Below are 24,436 nucleotides of genomic sequence, written 5' to 3'. Positions count from 1 at the left end.
TCATGTTGATCGAAGTCAAAGTTCCGGCCTTATCCGAATCAGTAACTGAAGCTACGCTGGTGAGCTGGCACAAAAAAAAGGGAGAGCGGGTTGAGCGGGGTGAAAACCTGATTGATATTGAAACAGACAAGGTGGTCATGGAATTGCCTGCGCCACAAACGGGTATTCTGACGGAGATCCTGAAAGAAGATGGCGCGACTGTTGCCGGTGAAGAGATTATTGCCAGAATCGATACCTCGGGAAAACAAACGAAAACAGCGTCTCCTGACACTGCCGCTGAAAAAGCAAAGACTGCAGACGACAAGCCGGAAAAAAAAGTAGAAACCCAATCAACATCGTCAGCAGATAAAACCACTTCCCATGGCACATCCGGGCTGCTACCCGCAGCAAAACATCTGGCGGCCGAGCATCATCTTGGAGCCGATGAGATTCAGACCATTCAGGGCACTGGCCGGGATGGGCGCATCGTCAAACAGGATATTCTTGATTATGTCGACAATAAAAACAAAGCAGAGGGCGATCAGCAGCCGGCAGACAGTTCTTTCGGATCAGTAAACACGCTCAGCGGTGGTGAAGCAGCTCAGCAGGCTGATACATCATCTCCTGCAACGACTGAGCGCCCTGAAAAAAGAGTGCCGATGACTCGTCTGCGGATGCGCATTGCCGAGAGACTGGTGCAATCACAATCAACCGCCGCGATTCTGACTACTTTCAATGAAGTCAACATGCAGGCGGTACTCGATCTGCGTGCTCTCTACAAAGAGAAATTTGAGAAAGAACATGGCGTAAAACTGGGTCTGATGTCGTTTTTCGTCAAAGCCACAGTGGCTGCGCTCAAAAAATATCCCATTATTAATGCGTCAGTAGATGGCAACGATATTATTTATCATGAATACTTTGATATCGGCATTGCCGTGGGCAGCCCGCGTGGGCTGGTCGTGCCGATTCTGCGCGATGCCGACAAACTTTCCTTCGCCGAAATCGAAACACGGATTGCCGATCTTGCCAGCCGCGCTCAGGAAGGCAAAATTACCCTCGAAGAACTGACGGGCGGGACCTTCTCCATCACCAATGGCGGTGTCTTTGGTTCGATGTTGTCCACCCCCATCATCAATCCGCCACAAAGTGCTATTCTCGGCATTCATGCCACCAAGCAGCGCCCGGTTGCCGAGAATGGCCAGGTCGTTATCCGTCCAATGAACTATTTTGCGCTATCCTATGATCATCGTATTATCGATGGGCGCGAAGCTGTATTATCACTGGCGGCGATCAAGGAAGCGCTGGAATACCCGCCCAGCCCGCTGTTCGAGCGTTAATATTGAGCCACGTCAGCGCAGCGTGGTTTCTGCTGAAGCAAGGGATAAGTTCATCATCAACAGGTCTTTCTATTGAGGAGAGAATAAAACCTTATGACTTGGGGTCAACAGCCAGCAATAAAAAAATTGTCGTTCCAAAATAGATTGGTTACACTGTCGGTAGTGACATGGTTCATGTTTTGTGACTGTTTTTTAATTAACAGATTGAGAGTGTTATAACTGGCTGCTATGGCAGCCAGGTTTATTGCAAACTAGGGTTCCGGCTTTCTGTAAACGGAAAGTGTCTGGTCCGAGAGTTTCAGGCTTCGTTGCTTGTTGTCATGACGAAGCTCCACGGAGGGATAAAAGCCCGGGAGATCATGCAGCGCCGCGTGCGTTGCACTCTCGGTCATTTTTATAACACGAGGAGTTTTGATGATGTTAAGCCCGAACTGCAGCCTGAACAGCAATACCCCATTCCTTCGTTTCCCCTTTCTTTTTTTCAGACAGCGAGTTGACTGTGATTGCGGCTGGTGCTCAATTCAGGCGTGGCTTTATTCGCCCGCAGGCGATGGGGTCGGCGCATGAGCTCGCGTCCTGAGGTGATGGTCGCTCATTCCGATGAGGCTGGGCAGCCCAGGTCAGCTGCGTTAAGTCGCAGCATGAGTATCTGGAACAGCTTTACGCTTGGGTTTGCAGTGGTTTCGCCAGTCGTTGGTCTGTATGCCATCATCGGGGTGCAAACTCAGGTAACGGGTGGAGGCTGGTTTGTGGCTCTGGTGATTTGTCTGCTGATGCAGTTGCTGGTCGCCACTGTTTATGCCGAACTGGCATCGCAGTTTCCCATCGCGGGTGGTGCCTATAAATGGGCGCGGCTTCTCGGTGGAAATATCACCGGCCACTATGCAGGTGTGATTTACGTTTGTTCCACCATCGCCATGTTGACAACGACTGCCTATACAGGCGGAATCTGGCTGTCGATTCTGTTCGATATGGCCAGCATAACCGGTAGATCGATGGTGTTGTGGGGACTGGTTTTTCTGCTGCTGTGCATGTTGATCAATCTGGCCCGTGATCAGGTATTCAAGCGCGTGATAGCACTCGGTGTTTTTGCTGAAATGATCGGTTCATTGGGTATCGCCATACTGCTATTCCTGTTTTTCCGAGAGCATCCCTTTTCAGAGTTATTTCAACATCTGGGAACGGGCAGTGCGCCAGACAGGACTTCCGCTTTCCTGGCTGCACTGGCGATTGCGGGCTGGGCCTTTATTGGATTCGATGCCTGTTCAACGACAGCGGAAGAAACACGTGAGCCCAAACGTATGGTTCCCCGGGCCATTTTTCTTGCGCTGATGGCGGTCGGTTCGGTGGTGGTATTCAACTCGGCTGCGATGACTCTGGCTCTGGATCATGATGATCTGGTCAAAACCAGTACCGGTTTTGATCCGTTAACGCCGCTGATTGCCTCACATCTGGGTGAATGGATCGAAAAACCTTTTCTGGCAATTATCGTTATCGCCTTTCTCGCCTGTGGCGCGGCAGTAGTCAGATATTCCTCACGTATCGTATTTTCAATGGCGCGGGAAGGTAATCTGCCGCAGCCACTATGTCGCATTACTCCTCGTGGTATGCCGCGTAATGCGATTCTTTTCACATTATCGTTATCCAGTCTGGGTTTGCTGCTTGGTCTGAGTGATGAAGCGGTGGCATTGATCATCTCTTTTGGCACGGGGGGGCTCTACGCCATGTTCACCATGACCACAGGTACGGCACTGTTTACCCGTCTGACAGGGCGTTGGGATCCTGCGCAGGGGGAATTGAAACTGGGTAAATGGGGATTGCCGATCAATCTTGTTGCATTTGCCTGGTCGCTGTTCGAATTCATTAATATCGCCTGGCCACGAAGCTATTTTGCCTCCTCAAACGCCCCTTGGTGGCAGCTATGGGCGGTGCCCCTGGTGCTGAGCGCGATTCTTGTTCTTACGACATTATCAATTTTGATTGACAGGAGGAAATCATGAGCAACTCAATCCATGAAGAACCGATGGCTATCTTGTGGCAGGAAAATATTCCGGGTGGATGTCACTGGTCTGGCATCTTGCGTCGGGGCATGACGTTGCGCCTGACCGATGTGGCTGGAGGTGCCAATGCGGCCACGTTATTTTTTAATGTGGAGGAGAAGCTGGAACGTTTCAATATGGCGGATACGCTGAAAACCCAGCATACGTTCTGCCTCACCCGTGGGCATGCCTGCCATTCTGACATGGGGCGTATTTTCTGCTGTATCACCCAGGATACCGCCGGCTGGCACGATTGTATCTGTGGGTTGAGCGATCGCCATCTGATTGAACGCCAGTACGGCATTACCCGTTATCAGGAATGCCGCAATGACAGGTATCGCAGTGGTCTCGATGGCCTGTTGATTGAATTAGGCAAGTGGGGACTGGGATGGCGGGATGTGGTGCCCAATATTAATTTTTTCAGCAAAGTGACGGCGGACGATATCGGGCAACTGACCTTTCACACGAACTATGCCGAGCCCGGTGCGCATGTGGATCTTGCCTTTACCATGGATACCCTGGTTGCGATTTCAACTGCGCCACATCCCCTGAATCCCGCAGTGCGCTATCAGCCGGGCGCAGTCAAGCTGGAAGCCTATGTCACGCCTTTGGCGCCGGATGGTAATGGTCGCGCTGAAAATGCACGCGCCTTGCGCAATACCGATCGGTTCTATGCTGCGGCCATAACAGGAGGACAAAAATGAATACCAACAGGATTATTGAAAGTCATCTTGATCCACAGTATGCAATCATCGATGAAATTTGTGCAGCTGGGGAACACTGGGTCAAACTCATCAAACAGGGGCAAATTTTTCGTATTGTTGATCTGGAGGGCAATCAGGCTGTCGATACTCTGTTCTTCAATGCTAAACAGCCAACAGAGCGTTACAGCGCAACCGATACCATCTGGCGGCAGAACCAGATTTACCTGGGGGAGGGCAGCAAGCTGTATTCCAATCAGGGTAATGTCATGCTGACGATTACCGCAGATACCTGCGGTCGCCACGATACGCTGGGGGGTGCCTGCTCGGCCGAGAGCAACACGACCCGCTACGCACCCGAGAAGTATTCCATGCATAGCTGTCGTGACAACTTTTTGCACGCATTCGCTCATGACCCCCTCTGTAAACAACTAAAGCTCGATAAACGCGACCTGACCTGCAATATTAATTTTTTTATGAATGTGCCGGTCACGGCGGCTGGCGGGCTGGAGTTTGCCGATGGAATGTCCGCGCCAAACAAATATGTTGAGATGCTGGCATACATGGATGTGCTGGTGCTGATTTCCAATTGTCCGCAGCTCAACAACCCCTGTAATGCTTACCACCCTACGCCGATCCGCTTGCTGATCTGGCATTCGCAATAGGAGTGTATTCATGTTTACCAAAATTCTGGTGGCCAATCGTGGTGCGATTGCCTGCCGCGTCATGCGTACCTTGCGTCACATGGGAATTCAAAGTGTTGCGGTTTATACCGGAGTGGATGCAGGTTCACGACACGTATTGGCAGCGAATGAAAGCTTCTGTATTGGCGAGGGGCCCGCGAGCGAAAGCTACCTCGATGCGGAAAAGGTGCTGGCCATTGCCCGTGAGTGTGGCGCACAGGCCATTCATCCCGGTTATGGATTTCTGAGTGAAAACGCTACCTTTGCCGAGCAATGTTGTGCCTCAAATATTGTTTTCCTGGGGCCGACACCGGAACAAATGCGTACCTTTGGTCTGAAACATACCGCGCGTGCACTGGCGCAACAATGGCAGGTTCCCCTGTTGCCCGGCACCGGTCTGCTCGATAGTATCGAAGATGCCTGCCGGGCAGCCAATCATATTGGTTATCCGGTCATGCTGAAAAGCTCGGCGGGGGGGGGCGGCATTGGCATGCGCCTGTGCTGGAACGAAGAAGAGTTGATCGATCAGTATGAAGCAGTCAGAACGCTGGCACAAAGCCACTTCAATGATGCTGCCGTATTTCTCGAGAAATTTATCGATCAGGCGCGCCATATCGAGGTGCAGATCTTTGGTGATGGCCGGGGTAAGGTTATTGCTTTAGGGGAACGTGATTGTTCGACGCAACGACGCAATCAGAAGATTATCGAAGAAACACCTGCACCCAATCTGGCACCAGCGATTCGTCAGGCAATGCTTGCGGCCGCCATTCGCCTGGGCGAGTCTATCCACTATCGTTCCGCCGGTACGGTGGAATTTCTGTTTGATGCGGCAACCGGTCAGTTCTATTTTCTTGAGGTTAATACCCGTCTGCAGGTGGAGCATGGGGTGACGGAAGCAGTCACGGGTATCGATTTGGTCGAATGGATGATATTACTGGGTGCGGAAGCACTGCCGTTGCTCGATGGCGTGGTGATCAAGCCACAGGGTGCGGCGATTCAAGCGCGTATTTACGCGGAAAATCCTGCAAAAAACTTTCAGCCTTCGAGTGGTTTATTGACGCATGTCGGGTTTCCCGATGAGGTTCGCGTGGAAACCTGGATTGAATCGGGTGCTGAAATATCTGCTTACTATGATCCCATGCTGGCCAAGATTATTGCCTATGCCGATACCCGCGAACAGGCGATTGATCAGCTGAAAACCGCACTGGATAAAACGCTGCTGTATGGCATCGAAACCAATCTCGATTACTTGCGGCAAATTCTCTCCAGTGAGCGCTTTCGCCATGGACAGATTACCACCCGGTTGCTTGCGGATTTTGGCTATCAGGCACATACGATGGAAGTGCTGAGTCCGGGTCTGCAGACTACAGTGCAGGACTATCCGGGCAGGTTGGGATACTGGCATGTTGGTGTGCCGCCTTCCGGGCCGATGGACAGCCTTGCTTTCCGTCTCGCCAACCGGCTGCTGGATCAGCCGGACGGCCTTGCAGGACTGGAAATTACGCTGGCTGGCCCCACGCTGAAGTTTCATTGCGATAGTCGGATTGCCGTATGTGGTGCGCAGATTGAAATCTGGCTGAACGATGAAGTGTTGCCATGCTGGCAGGCGCATACAGTCAAGGCGGGTTCGGTGCTGCGTTTCGGCAGGATCAATGGAGCGGGGAGTCGCGTCTACCTGGCGGTGCAGGGTGGGATACAGGTTCCAGAATATCTCGGCAGTCGCGCCACATTTATGTTGGGACAGTTTGGCGGACATGGCGGACGGGTGCTGCGCCCTGGCGATATGCTGAGTATTCTTCCTGCTGATTCCCCAGCTGTTGTTTGCCATACTCTTGCTCCTGAATGGATTCCTAAGTACTCCCATCACTGGGATATTGGCGTTCTCTATGGCCCGCACGGCGCACCGGATTTTTTCACGGATGCGGCCATTGAAATGTTTTTTTCAACCGACTGGAAAGTCCATCATCATTCCAGCCGTACCGGTATTCGCCTGATTGGTCCCAAACCGGAATGGGCGCGAGCTGATGGTGGCGAAGCCGGGCTGCACCCATCCAATATTCACGACAATCCCTATACAATTGGCGCAATTGATTTTACGGGCGACATGCCGATTATTTTGGGCCCGGATGGACCGAGTCTGGGTGGGTTTGTCTGTCCCGCAGTCATTGCGCACGCCGAGTTATGGAAGATTGGTCAGTTGCAGCCTGGTGATCAAGTCCGTTTTTATCGGATTGATTTGACTCAAGCACTGTGGCTCGACCAGCAGCAAACTGCGCTGATTGAGACACTGCGAGAAGTTGCTCCGCCGTTTGCCTCAAATTGGTCTGGCTATTCTGATCAAGCAGTTCTGTACAGATTGCCTGAAATGCCCGATCTGGAACGGGTGGAAGTCGTCTATCGTCAGGCAGGTGATCGGTACCTGCTAATCGAATACGGTCCATCCGTGCTCGATCTGGCTTTACGCTTGCGAGTGCATGCACTGATGACCAGGTTGCAGGAAGCCATTCAGGAACATAAATTGGGTGGAATCATTGATATCACACCAGGTATCCGTAGTCTGCAGATTCATTACGATCCCTATTTACTGCCACGCCAGAATTTGCTGGACAGACTGCTGGAGATAGAAACAGTATTACCACCCGCAAGCGAAATGGAGGTGCCAGGGCGCATGGTCTATCTGCCGCTTTCATGGGATGATCGCGCGACACGGCTGGCAATCGAAAAATATGCGCAGTCGGTGAGAGCAGATGCACCCTGGTGCCCGAGCAATATCGAATTTATCCGGCGTATTAATGGACTGGATAGTATCGAGGCAGTCAGGCAGATTGTTTTTGACGCAAGCTATCTGGTGATGGGACTGGGGGATGTTTATCTGGGCGCACCGGTTGCGACACCCATCGACCCGCGTCACCGGCTCGTCACTACCAAATACAATCCTGCACGCACCTGGACGCCGGAGAACGCGGTTGGAATCGGTGGTGCTTATCTGTGTGTCTACGGCATGGAAGGACCAGGTGGGTACCAGCTTGTCGGGCGCACGCTGCAAATGTGGAATCGTTATCGTCAGACCAAAGATTTCAGGCAAGACCATCCCTGGTTATTAAACTTTTTTGACCAGATCCGGTTTTATCCGGTTACGGAAACGGAGCTGCTCAAAATACGGCAGGATTTCGTAACCGGACGTTTCAAGTTATCCATGGATGACACAGTTTTCAGCTTGAAAGCGTATCAGGCGTTTCTGCGGGAGCAGGATGCGAGCATCAGTCAATTCAAAGCGCGCCAGCAAGCCGCGTTTGAGGCGGAATATCAGCGTTGGCAGGCGCAGGATCTGCTGGAATTCGCCAGCGAAGATGTCCTCGATCAGACCGATACGGCAAGTGAGCAGGATTTGCCAGACGGAGCGCATGCTGTCTGTTCCGATGTGACAGGTACGATCTGGAAATTATTGGTTGCGTCCGGGCAGCCGGTTAAAAGTGGTGAAACCCTGATCGTGATCGAATCGATGAAAATGGAAATCGCCCTCACGGCACCGGTCGATGCAGTCGTCGACAAGGTTTATTGCAAAGTGGGCGACTATATTGCCGCTGGGCAATTATTATTAATGCTGCAGGAAACCTGATAATTTCCAGGAATAACATATCAGTTGTTTAGTGCCGTGTTCGGCTATTGCCATAGGGAGCTTCTAAAAAGTCAGTCTGTTGGTATGGTTAATCTGAACGACTGCCGCTCGGCCAGCTTGTCGGCCAGACGGGCAAGGTTGGCGTAGGTAGTGCGCCAAGGATTTTGAGAGAAACGGAAGGATAAATAACCCAGTGCACAACCCAGCGTAATATCCGCTAAGGTCAGGGTTGATCCGGTACACCAGAGCTGGTCACCCAGTTCTGCCGCTGCTACCTGCAGTCCCAGATCGATTTTACGTTGCTGGCGCATCAGCCATTCCGGGCTTTGTTGTACCTGTGGGCGTTTATGTTCGAGATAAATGGTTGCACTCGCATCCATTATTCCGTCAGTCAGTGCTTCCCAGCGCTTGACAATAAATCTTGGCGCGCCTGAAGCTGGAATCAGCAGGGGATCATCCTTTAAGCTATCCAGATATTCAACGATAACGCGTGAATCATACAGCGGAGTGCCATCACTCAGCACCAATACAGGTACCTTGCCCAAGGGATTGAGTTTCGTTATCTGATTATCCGGGTTGAACGGCGGGTCGATAATGAGACCGGAGTCAATTTTTTTCTCGGCAAGTACGATACGTACTTTGCGGACATAGGGGCTGGTCAAAGAGCCAATCAGTTGCATAAGTTGATCCTTCTCAAACGATAAATCGTGATCATACAATGCAGCCTCATCCGTGAATACAGTACGTTGTGCTAAAATGCCGCCTTTTAACCAATTGATTGGGAATATCCTGGTTAATGAGCACTTCCCCGCTTCATGCACTCTCCCCATTGGATGGTCGTTATCAACAGAAAGTAGCCGGACTGCGACTTTACTTCAGCGAGTATGGGCTGATTCGCTACCGTGTACGGATCGAAATTGAATGGTTTAAGGCATTGGGTCAATCGATTCTGTTAAGAGAAGCCAATTTTCCGGTGGAATCGCTGGCAGAGCTGGATCAGCTGCTGGAAAATTTCTCTCTGAATGATGCGCAAGCGATTAAAACGATTGAAACGCAGACCAATCATGACGTTAAAGCGATTGAATATTGGTTGAAGCAGCAATTCGCCGGTCAGCCGGGTATGGCTGCATTCTCTGAATATATTCATTTTGGCTGTACTTCAGAGGATATCAATAATCTGTGCCACGGATTGATGCTGATTGATAGTCGTGATCAAGTGATGCTGCCCGCGCTTGATCGGATTATCGAGCAACTGGCGGCACTGGCAAGAGAGTTTGCCGATACGCCCATGCTGGCGCGCACACACGGTCAACCTGCCACCCCGACGACTATGGGTAAAGAGATTGCCAATTTTGTGCATCGATTGCGCCAGGGACGTAAAGGTCTGGCAAAGGTTGCCATTTCGGGAAAAATCAATGGGGCGGTTGGTAACTATAATGCTCATGTGGTGACTTATCCGGATGTGGATTGGGAATCTTTCGCACAAAATTTTGTGGAAGGGTTGGGACTGGGTTTTAATCCGTATACCACTCAGATCGAGCCGCATGACGGTCTTGCCGAGCTGTTCGATGCGTATGCCCGCATCAATACCATTTTGCTGGGTCTGAATCGCGATATCTGGGGATATATTTCACTGGGCTACTTTCGGCAGAAAACCCGAGCGGGTGAGGTTGGTTCTTCCACCATGCCACATAAGGTCAATCCAATTGATTTTGAGAATGCGGAGGGCAATATCGGAATTGCCAATGCCTTGCTGCATCATCTGGCTGAAAAATTGCCCGTCTCACGCTGGCAGCGCGATCTGACCGATTCGACGGTGCTACGTAATATGGGGGTGGCATTGGGTCATACTTTGCTCGCCTATGATTCCTGTCTGAAAGGGTTATGCAAACTGGAGATTAACCCGGTCCGCTTGTCGGCAGATTTACAGGGTGCGTGGGAGGTGCTGGCGGAACCTGTTCAAACGATTATGCGCCGGTATGGGATTGTCAATCCATATGAACAGCTTAAGGAGCTAACCCGTGGCAAAGGCGAAATCAATCAGGAAATATTGCAAAATTTTATTCGTCAGCTCGATATTCCAGAAGCTGAAAAAAACCGCTTGCTGCAGCTTTCTCCGCAAGCATACATTGGATTAGCTGCTCAATTGGCCAGACGTATCTAAACCTGGTTGGGCAGCACCATCAACGTGTTAAATCATATTCATTAAAAAAATTTTCAACCCGGCTAATAAAAGGGGTTGAAAAAAATGAATTGATCACAATATAGCGTGAATCATACTGGAGGAATTTTATGCAGGAATCGAATAATCAAGAGCCTATTGATATAAATAAACTCACGGGAGAGCTTGATGCTACAGCCACGGCAGATGTTGCTCCGTTTGCCGGTGATGAAATGATTCATACCGGAATGGAAGGTGAGACAGAATTGATGCCATCCATTGAGCAACTTTTGAAAGAGGCGGAACTGAGGGCGGTGGAGCATCATGATGCCTGGTTACGTGCCAAGGCAGAAACCGAAAATCTGCGAAAACGGACGCAGGCGGATATTACTAATGCTCATAAATACGCCATTGATAAATTCTCAGCGGAATTACTTCCGGTCATGGATAGTCTGGAAGCAGCACTCATGACCGAAAATGCCACAGTCGAGAACTTTAAGGATGGCATGGAGCTGACGCGCAAGCAGTTAATTGCAATTTTTGAGAAATTCAATATCCAGGTAATTGATCCGCAGGGAGAGAAATTTGATCCTCATCGCCATCAGGCGATGTGTACCATCGAATCGGATGCTGCTGCGAATACTGTCGTTCAGGTCATGCAAAAAGGCTATGCGCTGCACGATCGCGTTATTCGGCCAGCCATGGTTGCTGTCGCAAAATCAAGAGAAGCTTGATATTTTCGGGAAAGCTCCCACATACACTCACAGTCATTATTGATAACCAGAATTAAATTTTAAAGGAAAAAACAATGGGAAAAATTATTGGGATAGATCTGGGTACCACCAATTCATGTGTGGCCGTGATGGAAAATGGCAAGTCCAAAGTGATTGAGAACGCTGAGGGTACGCGTACTACACCCTCCATCGTGGCTTACACGGAGGAGGGTGAAGTTCTGGTGGGCGCTTCAGCCAAGCGCCAGGCTGTGACCAATCCGCAAAACACGCTGTTTGCCATCAAGCGCTTGATTGGACGGCGCTTTAACGAAGAAATGGTGCAGAAGGATATCAGCATGGTGCCTTACAAAATTACCCAGGCGGATAACAATGATGCGTGGGTTGAAGCCCGTGGCAAAAAAATTGCGCCACAGGAAGTATCTGCACAGATATTAATCAAAATGAAAAAAACTGCCGAGGATTATTTGGGAGAACCGGTTACGGAAGCCGTCATTACGGTGCCGGCGTACTTCAATGATTCTCAACGGCAGGCTACCAAGGATGCGGGGCGAATTGCGGGTCTGGAGGTTAAGCGAATCATTAATGAGCCCACTGCCGCAGCGTTGGCATTCGGACTGGATAAAAAGGAAGGAGATCGCAAAATTGCGGTGTATGACCTGGGTGGAGGCACATTCGATGTTTCAATCATTGAGATTGCGGAAGTCGAAGGTGAGCACCAGTTTGAAGTGTTGGCGACGAATGGCGATACTTTTCTGGGTGGAGAGGATTTTGATTCGCGTGTCATTGAGTATCTGGTGTCAGAATTCAAAAAGGAAAGCGGAATCGATCTGAAAAAAGACATGCTGGCCTTACAACGACTCAAGGATGCGGCGGAAAAAGCCAAAATTGAACTGTCTTCCAGCCAGCAAACAGAGGTGAATCTGCCTTATATCACCGCCGATGCGTCTGGCCCCAAACATTTGGCTGTAAAAATTACGCGTGCCAAATTAGAGAGTCTGGTCGAAGAACTGATAGAGCGCACCATTGAACCTTGCCGAATTGCAATTAAGGATGCCGGTTTGTCAGTTTCCGAGATCGCTGATGTGATTCTGGTGGGTGGGCAGACGCGCATGCCGAAGGTTCAGGATAAAGTGAAGGAAATTTTCGGCAAGGAACCGCGCAAGGACGTAAATCCGGATGAAGCGGTGGCCATTGGTGCTGCGGTCCAGGGCGGTGTTTTACAAGGGGATGTCAAGGATGTGTTGTTGCTGGATGTGACGCCGTTATCGCTCGGTATTGAAACCCTGGGAGGCGTGATGACTAAGTTAATCCAGAAGAACACTACTATTCCAACCAAAGCGCAACAGGTTTTTTCTACTGCGGATGACAGCCAGACTGCCGTGACGATTCATGTGCTACAGGGCGAGCGTGAAATGGCGTCTGGCAATAAGAGTCTGGGGCAATTCAATTTGACTGATATTCCACCCGCGCCGCGAGGTATGCCACAGATTGAGGTGGCTTTTGATATTGATGCTAATGGTATCTTGCATGTCTCTGCCAAGGATAAGGCGACGGGTAAGGAAAACAAGATCAAAATTCAGGCAAGTTCCGGATTATCCGAAGATGAGATCAATAAAATGGTCAAGGATGCGGAAGCTCATGCTGAAGAAGACAAAAAAACGTTGGAGCTGGTTAATAGTCGCAATCAGTGCGATGCCATGATTCATTCGGTCAGAAAATCCTTGAGTGAATATGGTGACAAGCTGGAAAGTGATGAAAAGACCAAAATCGAGACTGCTTTGAAAGAGGCTGAAGAAGCACTTAAACTGAGTGACAAAAGTGTAATCGATGCAAAAACGCAGGCACTGACCGAAGCCTCACAAAAACTGGCTGAGAAAATATATGCCCAGGAACAGGCGACGCAGCCAGGAGCGGCAGGACAGGCGGAGACTGGTGCGGGGGGAGGGGCAGGAGCGAGTGATAAACCGGTTGAGGGTGAAGTAGTGGATGCTGAATTCGAGGAAGTCAAAGATAAAAAATAATGGTGCCGATCAGCGTGAAGCTGGTACACAATAACTCCATGTGATGGGATGGTTTCCAGGTTTCGGGCGTATGTTTGCTTAAACCTGCATTTTGCGTTCCGATTGGAAACCATTCACCCCTCACACAATAAATTTATGGCAATTATGTTACAACCTGTTGAATTGCAATGGCAGCTCGGTGCTGCCGTTGCTGCTATTGATTGGCAGAATTCTTTATGACCCAGCGTGATTATTATGAAGTACTCGGCGTCAACCGTAATGCCGATGAAAGTGAACTGAAGAAAGTCTATCGGAAGCTGGCGATGAAATATCATCCGGACCGTAATGCGGGCAATGCAGAGTCAGAGGAACGTTTCAAGGAAATCAAAGAGGCGTTTGAGGTACTTTCAGACAGCAATAAGCGCGCAGCTTACGATCAGTTTGGTCATGCTGGCTTAAACGGTGCGGCTGGTGGAGGGGGTGCGCAGGGATTCAGCGATGCTTTCAGCGATATTTTTGGGGACCTTTTCGGAATGCGAGGGGGGCAGTCTGGCGCGCAACGTGGCGCGGATCTGCGCTATAACCTGGAAATAACGCTGGAACAAGCCGCGCGGGGAGCGGAGACGCAAATTCGTATTCCTAAAATGGATGCTTGCGATACATGCCGTGGTAGCGGCGCAAAACCGGGTTCTTCACCCAAAACCTGCCAGAAATGTAATGGTCATGGCCAGGTCCGCATGCAACAAGGTTTCTTCTCGATTCAGCAAGCCTGTCCACAGTGCCATGGCAGCGGTAAAGTCATTACTGATCCTTGCCATGACTGTCATGGTTCTGGCCGCGTCAAGCGTCATAAGACACTGAATATTAAAATTCCTGCTGGGGTGGATGAGGGTGACAGTATTCGTTTGTCTGGAGAAGGTGAAGCCGGTGTTGCCGGCAGTCCTCCTGGTGATCTGTATGTAGTGATTCATTTGGCCAGCCACTCGGTTTTTCAGCGGGAAGGCAATAACCTGCATTGTGAAATTCCCACCAGCTTTGCAACGGCTGCTCTTGGGGGTGAAATAGAAGTACCGACACTTGATGGCCATGCGCGTATCAAAATCCCGGCAGGCACTCAGACCGGTAAGATATTTCGTTTGCGTGGCAAAGGCATAACGGGTGTGCGTAACCATGTAACCGGTGATTTGCTATGCCATGTTTCGCTGGAAACACCGGTTAACCTGACTGCTCGCCAGAAAGAGCTGTTGGAAGAATTTGAGACAATCAGTCAGAAAGATGACTCACGTCATAGCCCCCGAGCCAAATCCTGGATGGACAAGGCACGTGAGTTTTTTAGCGAGTGATCATAATTACTCGGCCGGGACGCGGCTTTGTTATCATCTAAACTAAACAACCACCAGCTAAAGCTGGTGGGTTAGTGACAATGACTAAAGTCAGGATACGGGTCTTAAGACCCGTTTAGCTTTCGGTACTGAAATTATCATCACCTTTAGGGAACCTCTGAAAAACAAACATTCTGAACGGCAGTCACTCAAAAACTGACCACTACTTCAAATAGTGACGCTGATTTTTATGAAAACAGCCGTTCCTCTCTGGAAACAAGCTCATTTACTGGCTTGTTTTCAAATTTCAGACGCAACAAGACATCGACGTTCATAAGCATCACCACGGATGACGTTGGCAATGGCTGTCAGGAAGGTCAAACGGGCCGCATTTTTGGCCAGGCCGCGATAGCGATTTTTAGCATACCCAAAGCGGATTTTGATATCCCGAAACACGTGTTCGACTTTGGCGCGGCGTTTCGCCAGCTCACGGGCGGCACCGCGCAGTAGTTGAGCCGCCCCGGAATCGTCTTTCGTGAGCCTGGCCAGTTTGCCCGGACGCATCGCGATCACGCAGGCTGGAGGGCTTTCCGCCGGCATCTCCGGGCGTTTATCCAGCCCCTGATATCCGGCATCGCCATGAACAAACTGTTCCTCGCCATGCAGCAGGGCGGCGGCTTCGGCAACGTCGCTGACATGCCCCGAGGTTACTTTGAGCGTATGCACCAACCCGGTTTCATGATCGACGCCGATATGAAACTTGCTGCCGAAAAACCATTGATTGCCCTTTTTGCTGGAATGCATTTCTGGATCACGCGACCGGCTCTTATTTTTGGTTGAAGTCGGCGCGGCAATCAGGCTGGCATCGACGATGGTGCCGGCTTTCAAGAACAACCCACGCTCACCCAGCGTTTGGTTGATGACCTGGAAGATCTGATCCATTAACCCGTGTTTTTCCAGTAAATGCCGAAATTGCAAAATGGTGCTTTCATCCAGCACGGCTTCCAGACGAATGCCGCAAAAACGGCGCAGTGATTCAATCTCATACAGCGCATCTTCCATGCCCGGATCGGAATAGTTGTAGATAATTTGCGCAACATGCGCGCGCAGCATCAATTCCAAGGCAAATGGTTTGCGGCCACGCCCATTGCCTGGCGCATAGTGTGGTTCAATAACATCAATCATAGCCTGCCAAGGCAATAATCCATCAAGTTGATCGAGAAACTTCTCGCGGCGCGTGACTTTGCCCTTATTGGCGTATTCGGCATCAGCAAAACTCATCTGTTGGTAAGGTTTCATGAATAGCTTCTCGAAAAAGTTTGATGCAGAATTATATCGGTGATCGGTTATTGATCAGAGGTTCCTAAAACATCCGACGGATCTTTGCATACATAACCATGGTAATCACCTCTAGTTTCTCCTGCCTAAAACTTAAGCAGAATACGTGAATTACCTGGTCAATTTTCAACCGGTATCAGTGCCCTTTTCTGGTCAATTTTCGACCGGTGTCAACACCGCTCGCTCGCCGACTTCGCGCGCATGGTGGAAGTGTTCGACCGCTGCGGCGTGAGCTTCAGCGCCGTCACCCAGCAGATCAACTCGGCCACCTCGATGGGGCGGCTGATGCTGAACGTGCTGCTGTCCTTCGCCCAGTTCGAGCGCGAGGTCACCGGCGAGCGCATTCGCGACAAGATCGCTGCCAGCAAGGCCAAGGGCATGTGGATGGGCGGGCCGCTGCCGCTCGGTTACGACGTGAAGAACCGCCTGCTCGTCGTCAACGAGGCGGAGGCGGCGGTGGTGCGGCGCATCTTCGCCGACTTCGCCCGCGATCGCTCGACCACCCACATGGTGCGCAACTACGCGGCCGAAGGCATCCGCACCAAGACGGGCCGCACCTTCTGCAAGCAGTCGATTTACAAGCTGCTGCACAACCGCATGTACCTCGGCGAGATCGTCCACAAGGGTCGCTACTACCTGGGCCAGCACCCGCCGATCCTGACCAGCGCCCAGTGGCAGGCCACCCACGACGTGCTGGCCCAGACCGCCGAGGAACGGCGCGCGGCGGTGGCTACGGACGGGCGCGGCTTGCCGTTGCTGCGCGGACTGCTGTTCACCACCAGCGGCGAGCGGTTGATCCCGACCCGCACGACCAAGAAGGGCCAGTGCTACCGGTACTACACGCCGGCCAAGGATCGGCACTTCGGGGCGGGCGCCTCCGACTTCGGCAGCCTGCCTGCCGAGCCGATCGAGGCCTTGGTGGTGGAGCAGATCTGCCAAGTGTTGCGGGCGCCGGAGAGCGTGCAAGCGGTGTGGGACCGGGTGCGCGAAAGCGGCCTCGATCTCGACCAGGCGCGGGTGGTGATGCCGATGCGCCAGCTCGCCGCCGTCTGGCCCTCGCTGTTTCCGGCCGAGCAACGGCGCCTGGCACAGCTGCTGATCGAGCGCGTACTGATCGGCGACGACGGGCTGGAGATCCTTTGGCGCGACGCCGGCTGGGTGGAACTCATCGACGAACTGCGCCCCGGCAGCATCGGCGCGGAACTGGCGGAAGTGGAGACGACGGTATGAGCCGAATACGCAAACTCGGCGAGGCCACGGTGCAACAGCGCATGGACGGCGGCGCCGTGAAGCTCTCGACCTTCATCCCACTGCAGATCCGCAAGCGCGGCGTGCGCAAGGTCGTGATTCGGCCGGACGGGGAGAGCGCAGGCAGCACCACGCGGAACCAGTTCGACAGTCCCATGCTGGTAGCGTTGGCGCGAGCCTTCTATTGGCAACAACTGCTCGACGACGGCGTGGTGGCCAGCGGGACCGACATCGCCCAGCGCGAAGGTCTGCATCACTCGACGGTGAACGAACTGCTGCGCCTGACCCTGCTGGAGCCTGCCATCATCCAGGCCATCCTGGCGGGCACGCAGCCGCGCTGCATGAGCCTGATCTGGTTCCAGCGCAATCCGCTGCCGCTGGACTGGATCGAGCAGCGGCGGGTGGTCGAATCTTTTGATGCGTAGCGGTTTGGCGGCCAATCGGTGGCCATGGTTGACCGCAGAAAGGCCGCGCCAAGTCCCTGTAAACGCAGGGCTCGGCCTCGCGACTACCCGCAGGGCAAACGGAGAAAAGAGACTGGGCTGGCCGGGAAACGGGCCGATTCGGCACATCCGAAGGGCATGGCACCCGCAGGGCAAACCCTCGGAACCCCGCGCCACGCGGGGATGCGCGCAAAGAAAAAGGGCCTGGAGATTATCCAGGCCCTTTGGATTGGTGGAGGCGGCGGGAATTGAACCCGCGTCCGCAAGTCCTCTACAGACAGTTCTACATACTTAGCCTGGTTATTTAGTCTGACTTACCACACGCCAACCGGCAGGCTGGTGATAAGCGAGTTACCTATCATTTAATATTCTGCAAAGTAACCCTGCACAATACGATCCTCGTTAATGACTCCACCGCCTGTTGCCAGACCCGGCGTTGAGGCCCACCGGTGTGGAGTTTAGCCGGATTAAGCGGCTAAAGCGTAGTTTTCGTCGTTTGCGACTATTTTTTTTCAGTGGTTTTACGAGGTTACTGATCCTCGGTATGCCCTGCACTGCTTCGCAACCCGCGTCGAAGCCGGATCGCCCCCTGGGTAAATTTTGAAATGTTAAGAAAATTTTTGAGTGAATTAGTTCAACGTCTAATTCTAACAGATTCAGAAATAGGTAAAAATTTACTTCCAGGGGTTTGTTGGATAGCGCTGTCATGAAGAGATAACCAGCCAAAGGGCAACTCAACGGATTGATACGGCAGTAATGAAAGATGACAGGTTTTTCGCATAGCGGGTTGCGATCTACTCGCTACTGACCCGACTGGCCTTCTGCTCAATCGGTAGGGACAACGTTTGCTTTACGTTATAATCCCGACAAGATTATTTACGCCTGATATGACTCATTATGCTGCGATATTTTGTACTGGTTGGATTGATTGGGTTGCTCTCGGCATGTGGTCTATTTCCGGAAAAGAAAGTTGTCGATGATAAGCAATCTCCAAATAGCCTTTATGCCGAGGCTAAAAACGAACTGAATAGCGGTAACTATGCAGCCGCTGTCAAATTATTCGAAGCCTTGGAAGCAAATTATCCCTATGGTCGATTTGCCCAGCATGCACAGCTTGAAATAGCGTATGCCTATTATAAGGATCAGGAAAACGCATCTGCCATTGCTGCGGCGGATCGGTTTATTCAGCTTTATCCGCACCATCGTAACGTTGATTATGCCTACTACATAAAGGGATTGGCGAACTTTAACGATAACCGGGGAATTCTTGGTTACATTACTACCAAGCTGATCAGTCAGGATATGAGCGAAAGAGATGCGAAGGCATCTCGGGAGTCATTTGAAAATTTCAAGCAATTGGTTACCCGCTTTCCTGATAGTAAGTACACACCTGACGCGCTCAAGCGTATGGCATTTCTGGTAAATACTCTGGCAACGGGGGAAGTTTATGTTGCGCGTTATTACATGAAACGTAAGGCGTATGTCGCGGCGGCCAGACGAGCTCAATTCATACTTCAAGAATATCCACAGACACCGGCTATAGAGGAGGCGCTGTACATTATGGCGCGTGCTTATAACGAACTGGGTTTGATTGATTTGCGTGATGATGCGGAAAAAGTGATGCGTAAAAATTTTCCAGATAGTGACTATCTCTCAGATTCAGAGTCTCTTGGTGAAAAGCCATGGTGGAGAATATGGTAGTTGGTCTATTGGCCCAGGTGGTGAATTACCTGGGTTGGTGTGTCCGGTATAGTGCAGACACACGACCATCACTTTTTCATGAATGGCAGGATAATGAAAATGAGTAGTGATGTTTTTACGTGCTTGTCCAGAGTGCAGCTCGAACGAATGGCTGGTGCTGGCGCTCAGATTGTCGAATGCTACCGGGTATTGCAAAAAGGTGGGCTTAATATTGTGGCGGAAGTGCTGAAAGGCCAGGGTGAATTCTATGAACTGGAGCACTATCCCAAAGATGATGTGTTTGACGGGGAAACCTTTAGTCAGTATTACTATCATGCACATCGTGTCGAGGCCACAGAAAACGGGCATTTCCACACATTTATGCGTCAGCCGGGCATGCCGGATGGATTATCTTCGGTTCCCTGCGACGGGACGGAATCCTGGCCGGAAGGAAGTGATTCGCTCAGTCATCTTATTGGTATCTCAATGGATGCTTATGGTTTTCCACTGGGTTTGTTCGCAACTAATCGATGGGTAACAGCAGAGTCCTGGTACAAGGCCGAGGATGTCATTGCCATGCTGGATTATTTTAAGATCGATCATGCCTATCCTTCGTGGCCGGTTAACTTATGGATTTCCGCCATGTTGATTTTATTTCGGCCACAGATAGAAGCATTGCTGAAGCAGCGTGATCAGGTGGTTGCTGACTGGAAACGCAGATATCCGGATATTGATGTCTATGAGGATAGGGGGCTTGAGCTCACTGGCTACACGACTATTAATGTGGAGCAGCAGATCAGGTGTGTTGTGACCGCAATTGAGAAGCGGACAGTGGCTTGAATTAACTCGTTCTAAAAATTTATTTGTGAGATGCCTGCGCATACTCGTTGCTGCATAGCGCGTTATCCGTGATACCTGAAAACAGATAATCATTTGTATAAATAAAGTGTTTGGGTAGGCGCTCTCTGATGGTATTCCAGGAAATATGATAAAAACCGGTTTGATCTTTAATCCGCTGGGTGGCCAGTTTCGTAAGCGCAATACGCAGATTCGCCAAGCGCTGGCCAGTCTGTCTGAAGTGGAACAACTACAGGCCACCAGTCTGGAGGAATTCGAACAGGCAGTACGTGCATTACTGGCAAAAAATATAGAGTGGTTGATCGTGGTGGGTGGTGATGGAACCCTGCAGGGCGTTATCAATTGTCTATTTACTCAGCTACCGCCGACGCAATGGCCTGTGTTAACCATTGTGCCGGCGGGAACAACTAACATGATTTCATTGGATTTGGGAATGTGTGGCAAACCGGAGTCGATATTGTTGAAGATCAGACAGGCCCTGCAACAGTCTGAAGCGCGACAGATTGTTAAACGTTCGGTTTTGCGTATCGAGCAGACCGGTATAAAAAATGTCTATGGAATGCTGTTTGGTCTGGGTATGATCGCGCGTGGTGTTAAGTTTTCACAGAGCCGGGTCAAACAGTTTGGAATGACTGGCAATCTCTTCACCATCATTATTGTTTTGCGCTCGATTCTCGGTACATTTTTGGGACGTCCGCAGACGCAGTGGGCGCCGGTGTGTATTATGGAAAAAGATGAGGCGGGAAATATCCGTAAAAATTTTTATCTGTTTGCTTTGGTGAGTGCGCTGGAGCGGCTGTTGCTGGGGATACGTCCGTATTGGGGGCGGGAACCGGCTGCGCTGCACGCCACCTTTGTTGCGCAGTGCAGCAAAAAATTCTGGATCCGGATATGGCCGCTGATTATCGGACGTGGCCACTATTTGCAACAGACAGATGGGTATATTAGCTATAACACTTCTCAGCTCGAACTTTTGCTTGATGATGACTATATTGTTGATGGCGAGGTTTATCGGGCTTCGAGCCAGAACGGGCCGTTACGGATCTATGAGGATGGTCCGCTGCGTTTTCGTGTACTTTAGTACGTCATAGCATGCAAAGTAAATCGAGCTTTTCCGCACCACCCGCATCGCTCATAGCTGCGATCACGCCGCAGTCCATGCCAGATATACCTGAGGAATTATTACCGTTGACCGATCAGTTGCAGCAGCGTTTTGGCTCGGCGCTGGATGCGATTCTTCTGTATGGCTCCAGCTTGCATGGATCATCACCGCATGAAGGCGTTGTCGATTTTTATGTGCTGGTGGATGATTACTGTCATGCCTATGACAAAAAGGCATTACGTTATCTGAATGTTTGGCTGGCACCCAATGTTTTCTTTTTAGAGGTGTCAACTTCTGATGACGGTGGTATGCTCCGTGCCAAGTATGCTGTCATGTCAACCACACATTTCGAGAAGGCTGCGGGCTGCTGGTTTCATCCTTACATTTGGGCCCGTTTTGCCCAGCCTTTCGAGCTGCTTTATGGTCGTGATGAAACCGTGGCGCAACGTATTCGAATTGCGCAGGCGCGGGCGATCATCAAATTTCTTGAAACGACGCTGCCAATGCTGTCTCTTGGTGAGGTGAGTGTCGATCAGATCTGGGCCTCGGGATTGCAGCTAACTTATGCTGCAGAATTACGTGCCGAACGTCAGTCGCGCTCCCGTTTGTTGATGGAGATCAATCTACCTGTCTATCGACGCCTGACAGCTGCGGCATGGCCTGCTTTGCGCCCGTTGTTAACGCTGAATGGGGACAGTCAATATGTGATAAGCGTAACACCAGCTCAAAAATTCAGGGCCAGGCTGGACTGGCGGCTACGGCGCTGGCAGGGCAGGGTATTGTCAATTCTGCGTTTGAGCAAAGCGACATTGACATTCCGGGATTGCCTGGATTATGCGGCCTGGAAAATCGAGCGGCATACTGGTGTGAAAGTTGAGATTACGCCCATGCTTCGTCGTCATCCGGTGCTGTGGGGCTACAAGGTTATGTGGCAGTTATTGCGGCGCGGTATTTTGCGTTGAAAAAAGTTATAAGGAGATAAATTGATCATGAAACGGATGGTGTGGCTATTCCTGAGTTTATTGGTATGTTTGCTGGCAGCGTGTTCCAGTATGTACTACAGCGGGCTTGAAAAAATAGGAATTCCCAAGCGGGATGTGCTGGTATATCGGGTTGAGAAGGCGCGCGACACACAGGAAGAAACCAAGCAGCAGTTTAAGTCTGCGTTGGCACAGTTCACAGCCGTAACGCGTTTTGATGGCGGCAATCTTGAGAAGCTATATAACAAACTGAATAGCGAATATGAGGCCAGCGTCAATATGGCAAGCGAGGTGAAAGAACGTATTGCTGATATCGAAGGAGTATCTGTCGCTCTGTTTGAGGAATGGGAGACGGAGATCACGCAATACAATAATCCGGCTCTCAAGCAGCAAAGTCAGAATAAGCTGACTGCAACCCGTAGTCATTATCGTCAATTGATTACGGCGATGAAAAATGCGGAGGCGAGAATTCAGCCCGTGTTGTCAGTATTTAAAGATCAGGTCATGTATCTCAAGCATAATCTTAATGCACAGGCGATTACTTCGCTGAAGAGCGAGCTGGGTAATCTGCAATCTGATGTTTCCACCTTGATTGTTTCAATGGAAAACTCCATTAATGAAGCCAATCTTTTCCTCTCTAACATGGAAAAAAACTAGCAGATATTTCGCTTCTGATGTGTGGAGGATATTGAAAGGATAAAAACTATTTTCTTATGCTTGTTGCTTGTTGTTGTTCAGGAACCTGATCAGTGCCTGTCCAAGTGGCGATTCGCAGGGCAATGTGGCGATCAGGTCATTCAGATGATGAATAGCTGATGGGTTGAGTTGGTGAACGCGTTTGAGTGGGTCTTGTACATGGTTTCGAGAAGGGTTGGGTTGCACGGCTATCCTAATCTCTTTAATTGTAAGATTATTTTTATTGAGATGCCGCAGGATAGCGGGTGCCCATTGACGTAGCTTGCTGGCGACCACACCGTTATCTGCATAGATTGGAACGATGCCGTCAGTGCATTTCCCCGCCATACAGCGATTCTGAATAGACGATGGAATAATCTCCAAAAGCCTGTTTTGTATTTCAATTAACTGATTTGCCTGATTGAAGATGGGTTCATAATCAGGCGAGTTACCAAGAATAGTTAAGTAATTTCTTAAATTAGAGATCGACATAGTTAATTAATAAGGAAGCGCCGATGAATATTATTCTTATTTCTAGCCGATTAGGGCAAGCAAAATCATTAACCTTGACACGCTACCACATATTCATGGGGTTGCTACTATTGCTGGTGATAGTGGTTTTTTTTGCTATCACGCTGAATCGCTTTGCCGGAGAGGTTGTGGATAAAATTAATCATCCGATGCTAAGTGCTGTGCTGCAGAATTCGGAGTCCAAAAGAAATATTAAAATCCAAGAGCATTTGAACAAAAATCTGGATTTTATGGCGGCTAAAGTGGGGAAGATGCAAGTACAGCTGTTTCGCTTAAACGAATTAGGGCGGCGGTTAGTGGATTTATATGGTATTGATCCACAGGAACTCTCCTTTGATCAGCTGCCGGGGCAGGGTGGGGTCGATAGAGAAATCCACGAGCGGAACCTATCCTTAGACGAACTCAACCAGACATTACACCTGGTTGCCCGATCTCTGAGAGACAGGGCAGATAAATTGACGGTGCTGGACAGTCTATTATTAGGTGATCGAATCGAACAAGAAATGCTGCCAAGCGCAATGCCATTGGAGACTGGTTGGTTTTCTTCGGATTTTGGTATGCGGATCGATCCTTTTACCGGTAAAAAAAGCTTCCATGAGGGTGTCGATTTTCCCGCTAAGCCCGGCACACCAATCAAAGCTGCTGCTGGTGGGGTGGTTGTCTTTTCTGCCTATCAACCCGGTTATGGTAACATGGTAGCCATTGATCACGGCAATGCACTGGTTAGTCGCTATGCGCACGCATCCAGGTTGTTGGTTAATGTAGGGCAAGTCGTGTTAAAAGGACAGAAAATTGCGGAAATCGGTAGCACCGGGCGTTCTACCGGGCCGCACTTGCATTTTGAAATCAGACATAATGACATACCACTTAATCCTTCCAGGTTTTTGAAAAAGACTAACTAGTCAGGTTATTTGTCTGGCTGTAAATACAATCCAGATAGAATTTAATTCACCAGGAAATATTCCTGATTAATCCTCAATCGTTGGCAAGCACTAACAAATCACCA

20 protein-coding genes and 1 other RNA gene are annotated in these 24,436 nt (G+C 50.5%); 17 read left to right on the top strand and 4 right to left on the bottom strand.

Features of this window, described 5'->3' with window-relative positions:
* Positions 1-2: 2 nt before the first annotated feature.
* The 5 genes from odhB to uca all read left to right on the top strand — a co-directional run bounded on the left by odhB (position 3) and on the right by uca (position 8,358).
* Positions 3-1,316 (top strand): 2-oxoglutarate dehydrogenase complex dihydrolipoyllysine-residue succinyltransferase, encoded by a 1,314-nt coding sequence (gene odhB / locus IPG31_04020; GenBank protein ID MBK6617555.1) that lies wholly within the window; start codon positions 3-5, stop codon positions 1,314-1,316.
* Positions 1,317-1,900: 584 nt separating this feature from the next.
* Positions 1,901-3,316, top strand: coding sequence for an amino acid permease (locus tag IPG31_04015; GenBank protein ID MBK6617554.1), 1,416 nt, complete (start codon positions 1,901-1,903; stop codon positions 3,314-3,316).
* Positions 3,313-4,059, top strand: a complete 747-nt coding sequence (locus tag IPG31_04010) for an urea carboxylase-associated family protein (protein MBK6617553.1) — start codon at positions 3,313-3,315, stop codon at positions 4,057-4,059. Before IPG31_04015 ends, IPG31_04010 begins: the two co-directional genes overlap by 4 nt.
* Positions 4,056-4,721, top strand: a complete 666-nt coding sequence (locus tag IPG31_04005) for a DUF1989 domain-containing protein (GenBank protein ID MBK6617552.1) — start codon at positions 4,056-4,058, stop codon at positions 4,719-4,721. Before IPG31_04010 ends, IPG31_04005 begins: the two co-directional genes overlap by 4 nt.
* Positions 4,722-4,731: 10 nt before the next feature.
* Complete coding sequence (gene uca / locus IPG31_04000; protein MBK6617551.1) at positions 4,732-8,358, top strand: urea carboxylase; 3,627 nt, start codon at positions 4,732-4,734, stop codon at positions 8,356-8,358.
* 71 nt (positions 8,359-8,429) lie between these two features.
* On the opposite strand, the gene IPG31_03995 is transcribed toward uca, so the two are convergent.
* Positions 8,430-9,038 (bottom strand): glutathione S-transferase, encoded by a 609-nt coding sequence (locus tag IPG31_03995; protein ID MBK6617550.1) that lies wholly within the window; start codon positions 9,036-9,038, stop codon positions 8,430-8,432.
* Positions 9,039-9,154: 116 nt separating this feature from the next.
* On the opposite strand from IPG31_03995, the gene purB reads away from it, so the two are divergent.
* The 4 genes from purB (at position 9,155) to dnaJ (ending at position 14,596) form a co-directional block, all read left to right on the top strand.
* The gene (gene purB, locus IPG31_03990) at positions 9,155-10,522 is read left to right on the top strand and encodes an adenylosuccinate lyase (protein MBK6617549.1); all 1,368 of its coding nucleotides are present in this window, start codon (positions 9,155-9,157) and stop codon (positions 10,520-10,522) included.
* A gap of 128 nt (positions 10,523-10,650) precedes the next feature.
* Positions 10,651-11,253, top strand: coding sequence for a nucleotide exchange factor GrpE (gene grpE / locus IPG31_03985; GenBank protein ID MBK6617548.1), 603 nt, complete (start codon positions 10,651-10,653; stop codon positions 11,251-11,253).
* Between the two features lie 74 nt (positions 11,254-11,327).
* Positions 11,328-13,274: a molecular chaperone DnaK gene (dnaK, locus tag IPG31_03980; GenBank protein ID MBK6617547.1), complete on the top strand. Its 1,947-nt coding sequence runs from the start codon at positions 11,328-11,330 to the stop codon at positions 13,272-13,274.
* 215 nt (positions 13,275-13,489) lie between these two features.
* The gene (dnaJ, locus tag IPG31_03975; GenBank protein MBK6617546.1) at positions 13,490-14,596 is read left to right on the top strand and encodes a molecular chaperone DnaJ; all 1,107 of its coding nucleotides are present in this window, start codon (positions 13,490-13,492) and stop codon (positions 14,594-14,596) included.
* A 279-nt stretch (positions 14,597-14,875) separates the two neighbouring features.
* On the opposite strand, the gene IPG31_03970 is transcribed toward dnaJ, so the two are convergent.
* The gene (locus tag IPG31_03970) at positions 14,876-15,856 is read right to left on the bottom strand and encodes an IS5 family transposase (protein ID MBK6617545.1); all 981 of its coding nucleotides are present in this window, start codon (positions 15,854-15,856) and stop codon (positions 14,876-14,878) included.
* 258 nt (positions 15,857-16,114) lie between these two features.
* On the opposite strand from IPG31_03970, the gene IPG31_03965 reads away from it, so the two are divergent.
* Complete coding sequence (locus IPG31_03965; GenBank protein MBK6617544.1) at positions 16,115-17,143, top strand: recombinase family protein; 1,029 nt, start codon at positions 16,115-16,117, stop codon at positions 17,141-17,143.
* Between the two features lie 41 nt (positions 17,144-17,184).
* Positions 17,185-17,586: a hypothetical protein gene (locus IPG31_03960; GenBank protein ID MBK6617543.1), complete on the top strand. Its 402-nt coding sequence runs from the start codon at positions 17,185-17,187 to the stop codon at positions 17,584-17,586.
* 248 nt (positions 17,587-17,834) lie between these two features.
* On the opposite strand, the gene ssrA is transcribed toward IPG31_03960, so the two are convergent.
* Positions 17,835-18,194: a transfer-messenger RNA gene (ssrA, locus tag IPG31_03955) on the bottom strand.
* A gap of 307 nt (positions 18,195-18,501) precedes the next feature.
* Here ssrA and IPG31_03950 point away from each other — a divergent pair.
* The 5 genes from IPG31_03950 (at position 18,502) to IPG31_03930 (ending at position 22,881) form a co-directional block, all read left to right on the top strand.
* The gene (locus IPG31_03950; GenBank protein ID MBK6617542.1) at positions 18,502-19,305 is read left to right on the top strand and encodes an outer membrane protein assembly factor BamD; all 804 of its coding nucleotides are present in this window, start codon (positions 18,502-18,504) and stop codon (positions 19,303-19,305) included.
* A 90-nt stretch (positions 19,306-19,395) separates the two neighbouring features.
* On the top strand, positions 19,396-20,124 hold the full coding sequence (locus IPG31_03945) for a hypothetical protein (GenBank protein MBK6617541.1): 729 nt from the start codon (positions 19,396-19,398) through the stop codon (positions 20,122-20,124).
* A gap of 145 nt (positions 20,125-20,269) precedes the next feature.
* Entirely contained in the window at positions 20,270-21,223 is a 954-nt protein-coding gene (locus IPG31_03940; GenBank protein ID MBK6617540.1) for an acylglycerol kinase family protein, read from the top strand.
* An 11-nt stretch (positions 21,224-21,234) separates the two neighbouring features.
* Entirely contained in the window at positions 21,235-22,206 is a 972-nt protein-coding gene (locus IPG31_03935; GenBank protein MBK6617539.1) for a hypothetical protein, read from the top strand.
* Between the two features lie 90 nt (positions 22,207-22,296).
* Entirely contained in the window at positions 22,297-22,881 is a 585-nt protein-coding gene (locus IPG31_03930; GenBank protein ID MBK6617538.1) for a DUF2959 domain-containing protein, read from the top strand.
* A 54-nt stretch (positions 22,882-22,935) separates the two neighbouring features.
* Here IPG31_03930 and IPG31_03925 read toward each other — a convergent pair whose 3' ends face one another.
* A complete protein-coding gene (locus tag IPG31_03925; protein ID MBK6617537.1) occupies positions 22,936-23,391 on the bottom strand; it encodes a DUF721 domain-containing protein in 456 nt (151 codons plus the stop codon).
* 23 nt (positions 23,392-23,414) lie between these two features.
* Here IPG31_03925 and IPG31_03920 point away from each other — a divergent pair, with 23 nt between their 5' ends.
* Positions 23,415-24,332, top strand: coding sequence for a M23 family metallopeptidase (locus IPG31_03920; protein ID MBK6617536.1), 918 nt, complete (start codon positions 23,415-23,417; stop codon positions 24,330-24,332).
* Positions 24,333-24,436: the final 104 nt, after the last annotated feature.

This window comes from Nitrosomonas sp., assembly GCA_016703745.1.
Lineage (GTDB): Bacteria > Pseudomonadota > Gammaproteobacteria > Burkholderiales > Nitrosomonadaceae > Nitrosomonas.
This window is presented reverse-complemented; position numbering and strand designations above follow the sequence as displayed.

Excerpts from the sequence above, each read along its gene's own strand:
- purB (MBK6617549.1), top strand. The coding sequence starts at position 9,155 with ATGAGCACTTCCCCGCTTCATGCACTCTCCCCATTGGATGGTCGTTAT.
- IPG31_03920 (MBK6617536.1), top strand. The coding sequence starts at position 23,415 with ATGAATATTATTCTTATTTCTAGCCGATTAGGGCAAGCAAAATCATTA.
- IPG31_03950 (MBK6617542.1), top strand. The coding sequence starts at position 18,502 with ATGCTGCGATATTTTGTACTGGTTGGATTGATTGGGTTGCTCTCGGCA.
- IPG31_03995 (MBK6617550.1), bottom strand. The coding sequence starts at position 9,038 with ATGCAACTGATTGGCTCTTTGACCAGCCCCTATGTCCGCAAAGTACGT.
- IPG31_03935 (MBK6617539.1), top strand. The coding sequence starts at position 21,235 with ATGCAAAGTAAATCGAGCTTTTCCGCACCACCCGCATCGCTCATAGCT.
- IPG31_03970 (MBK6617545.1), bottom strand. The coding sequence starts at position 15,856 with ATGAGTTTTGCTGATGCCGAATACGCCAATAAGGGCAAAGTCACGCGC.
- grpE (MBK6617548.1), top strand. The coding sequence starts at position 10,651 with ATGCAGGAATCGAATAATCAAGAGCCTATTGATATAAATAAACTCACG.
- IPG31_03925 (MBK6617537.1), bottom strand. The coding sequence starts at position 23,391 with ATGTCGATCTCTAATTTAAGAAATTACTTAACTATTCTTGGTAACTCG.
- IPG31_04010 (MBK6617553.1), top strand. The coding sequence starts at position 3,313 with ATGAGCAACTCAATCCATGAAGAACCGATGGCTATCTTGTGGCAGGAA.
- IPG31_03965 (MBK6617544.1), top strand. The coding sequence starts at position 16,115 with ATGGTGGAAGTGTTCGACCGCTGCGGCGTGAGCTTCAGCGCCGTCACC.
- dnaK (MBK6617547.1), top strand. The coding sequence starts at position 11,328 with ATGGGAAAAATTATTGGGATAGATCTGGGTACCACCAATTCATGTGTG.
- dnaJ (MBK6617546.1), top strand. The coding sequence starts at position 13,490 with ATGACCCAGCGTGATTATTATGAAGTACTCGGCGTCAACCGTAATGCC.
- IPG31_03960 (MBK6617543.1), top strand. The coding sequence starts at position 17,185 with ATGGACGGCGGCGCCGTGAAGCTCTCGACCTTCATCCCACTGCAGATC.
- IPG31_04005 (MBK6617552.1), top strand. The coding sequence starts at position 4,056 with ATGAATACCAACAGGATTATTGAAAGTCATCTTGATCCACAGTATGCA.
- IPG31_03930 (MBK6617538.1), top strand. The coding sequence starts at position 22,297 with ATGTACTACAGCGGGCTTGAAAAAATAGGAATTCCCAAGCGGGATGTG.
- odhB (MBK6617555.1), top strand. The coding sequence starts at position 3 with ATGTTGATCGAAGTCAAAGTTCCGGCCTTATCCGAATCAGTAACTGAA.
- IPG31_03940 (MBK6617540.1), top strand. The coding sequence starts at position 20,270 with ATGATAAAAACCGGTTTGATCTTTAATCCGCTGGGTGGCCAGTTTCGT.
- IPG31_04015 (MBK6617554.1), top strand. The coding sequence starts at position 1,901 with ATGGTCGCTCATTCCGATGAGGCTGGGCAGCCCAGGTCAGCTGCGTTA.
- uca (MBK6617551.1), top strand. The coding sequence starts at position 4,732 with ATGTTTACCAAAATTCTGGTGGCCAATCGTGGTGCGATTGCCTGCCGC.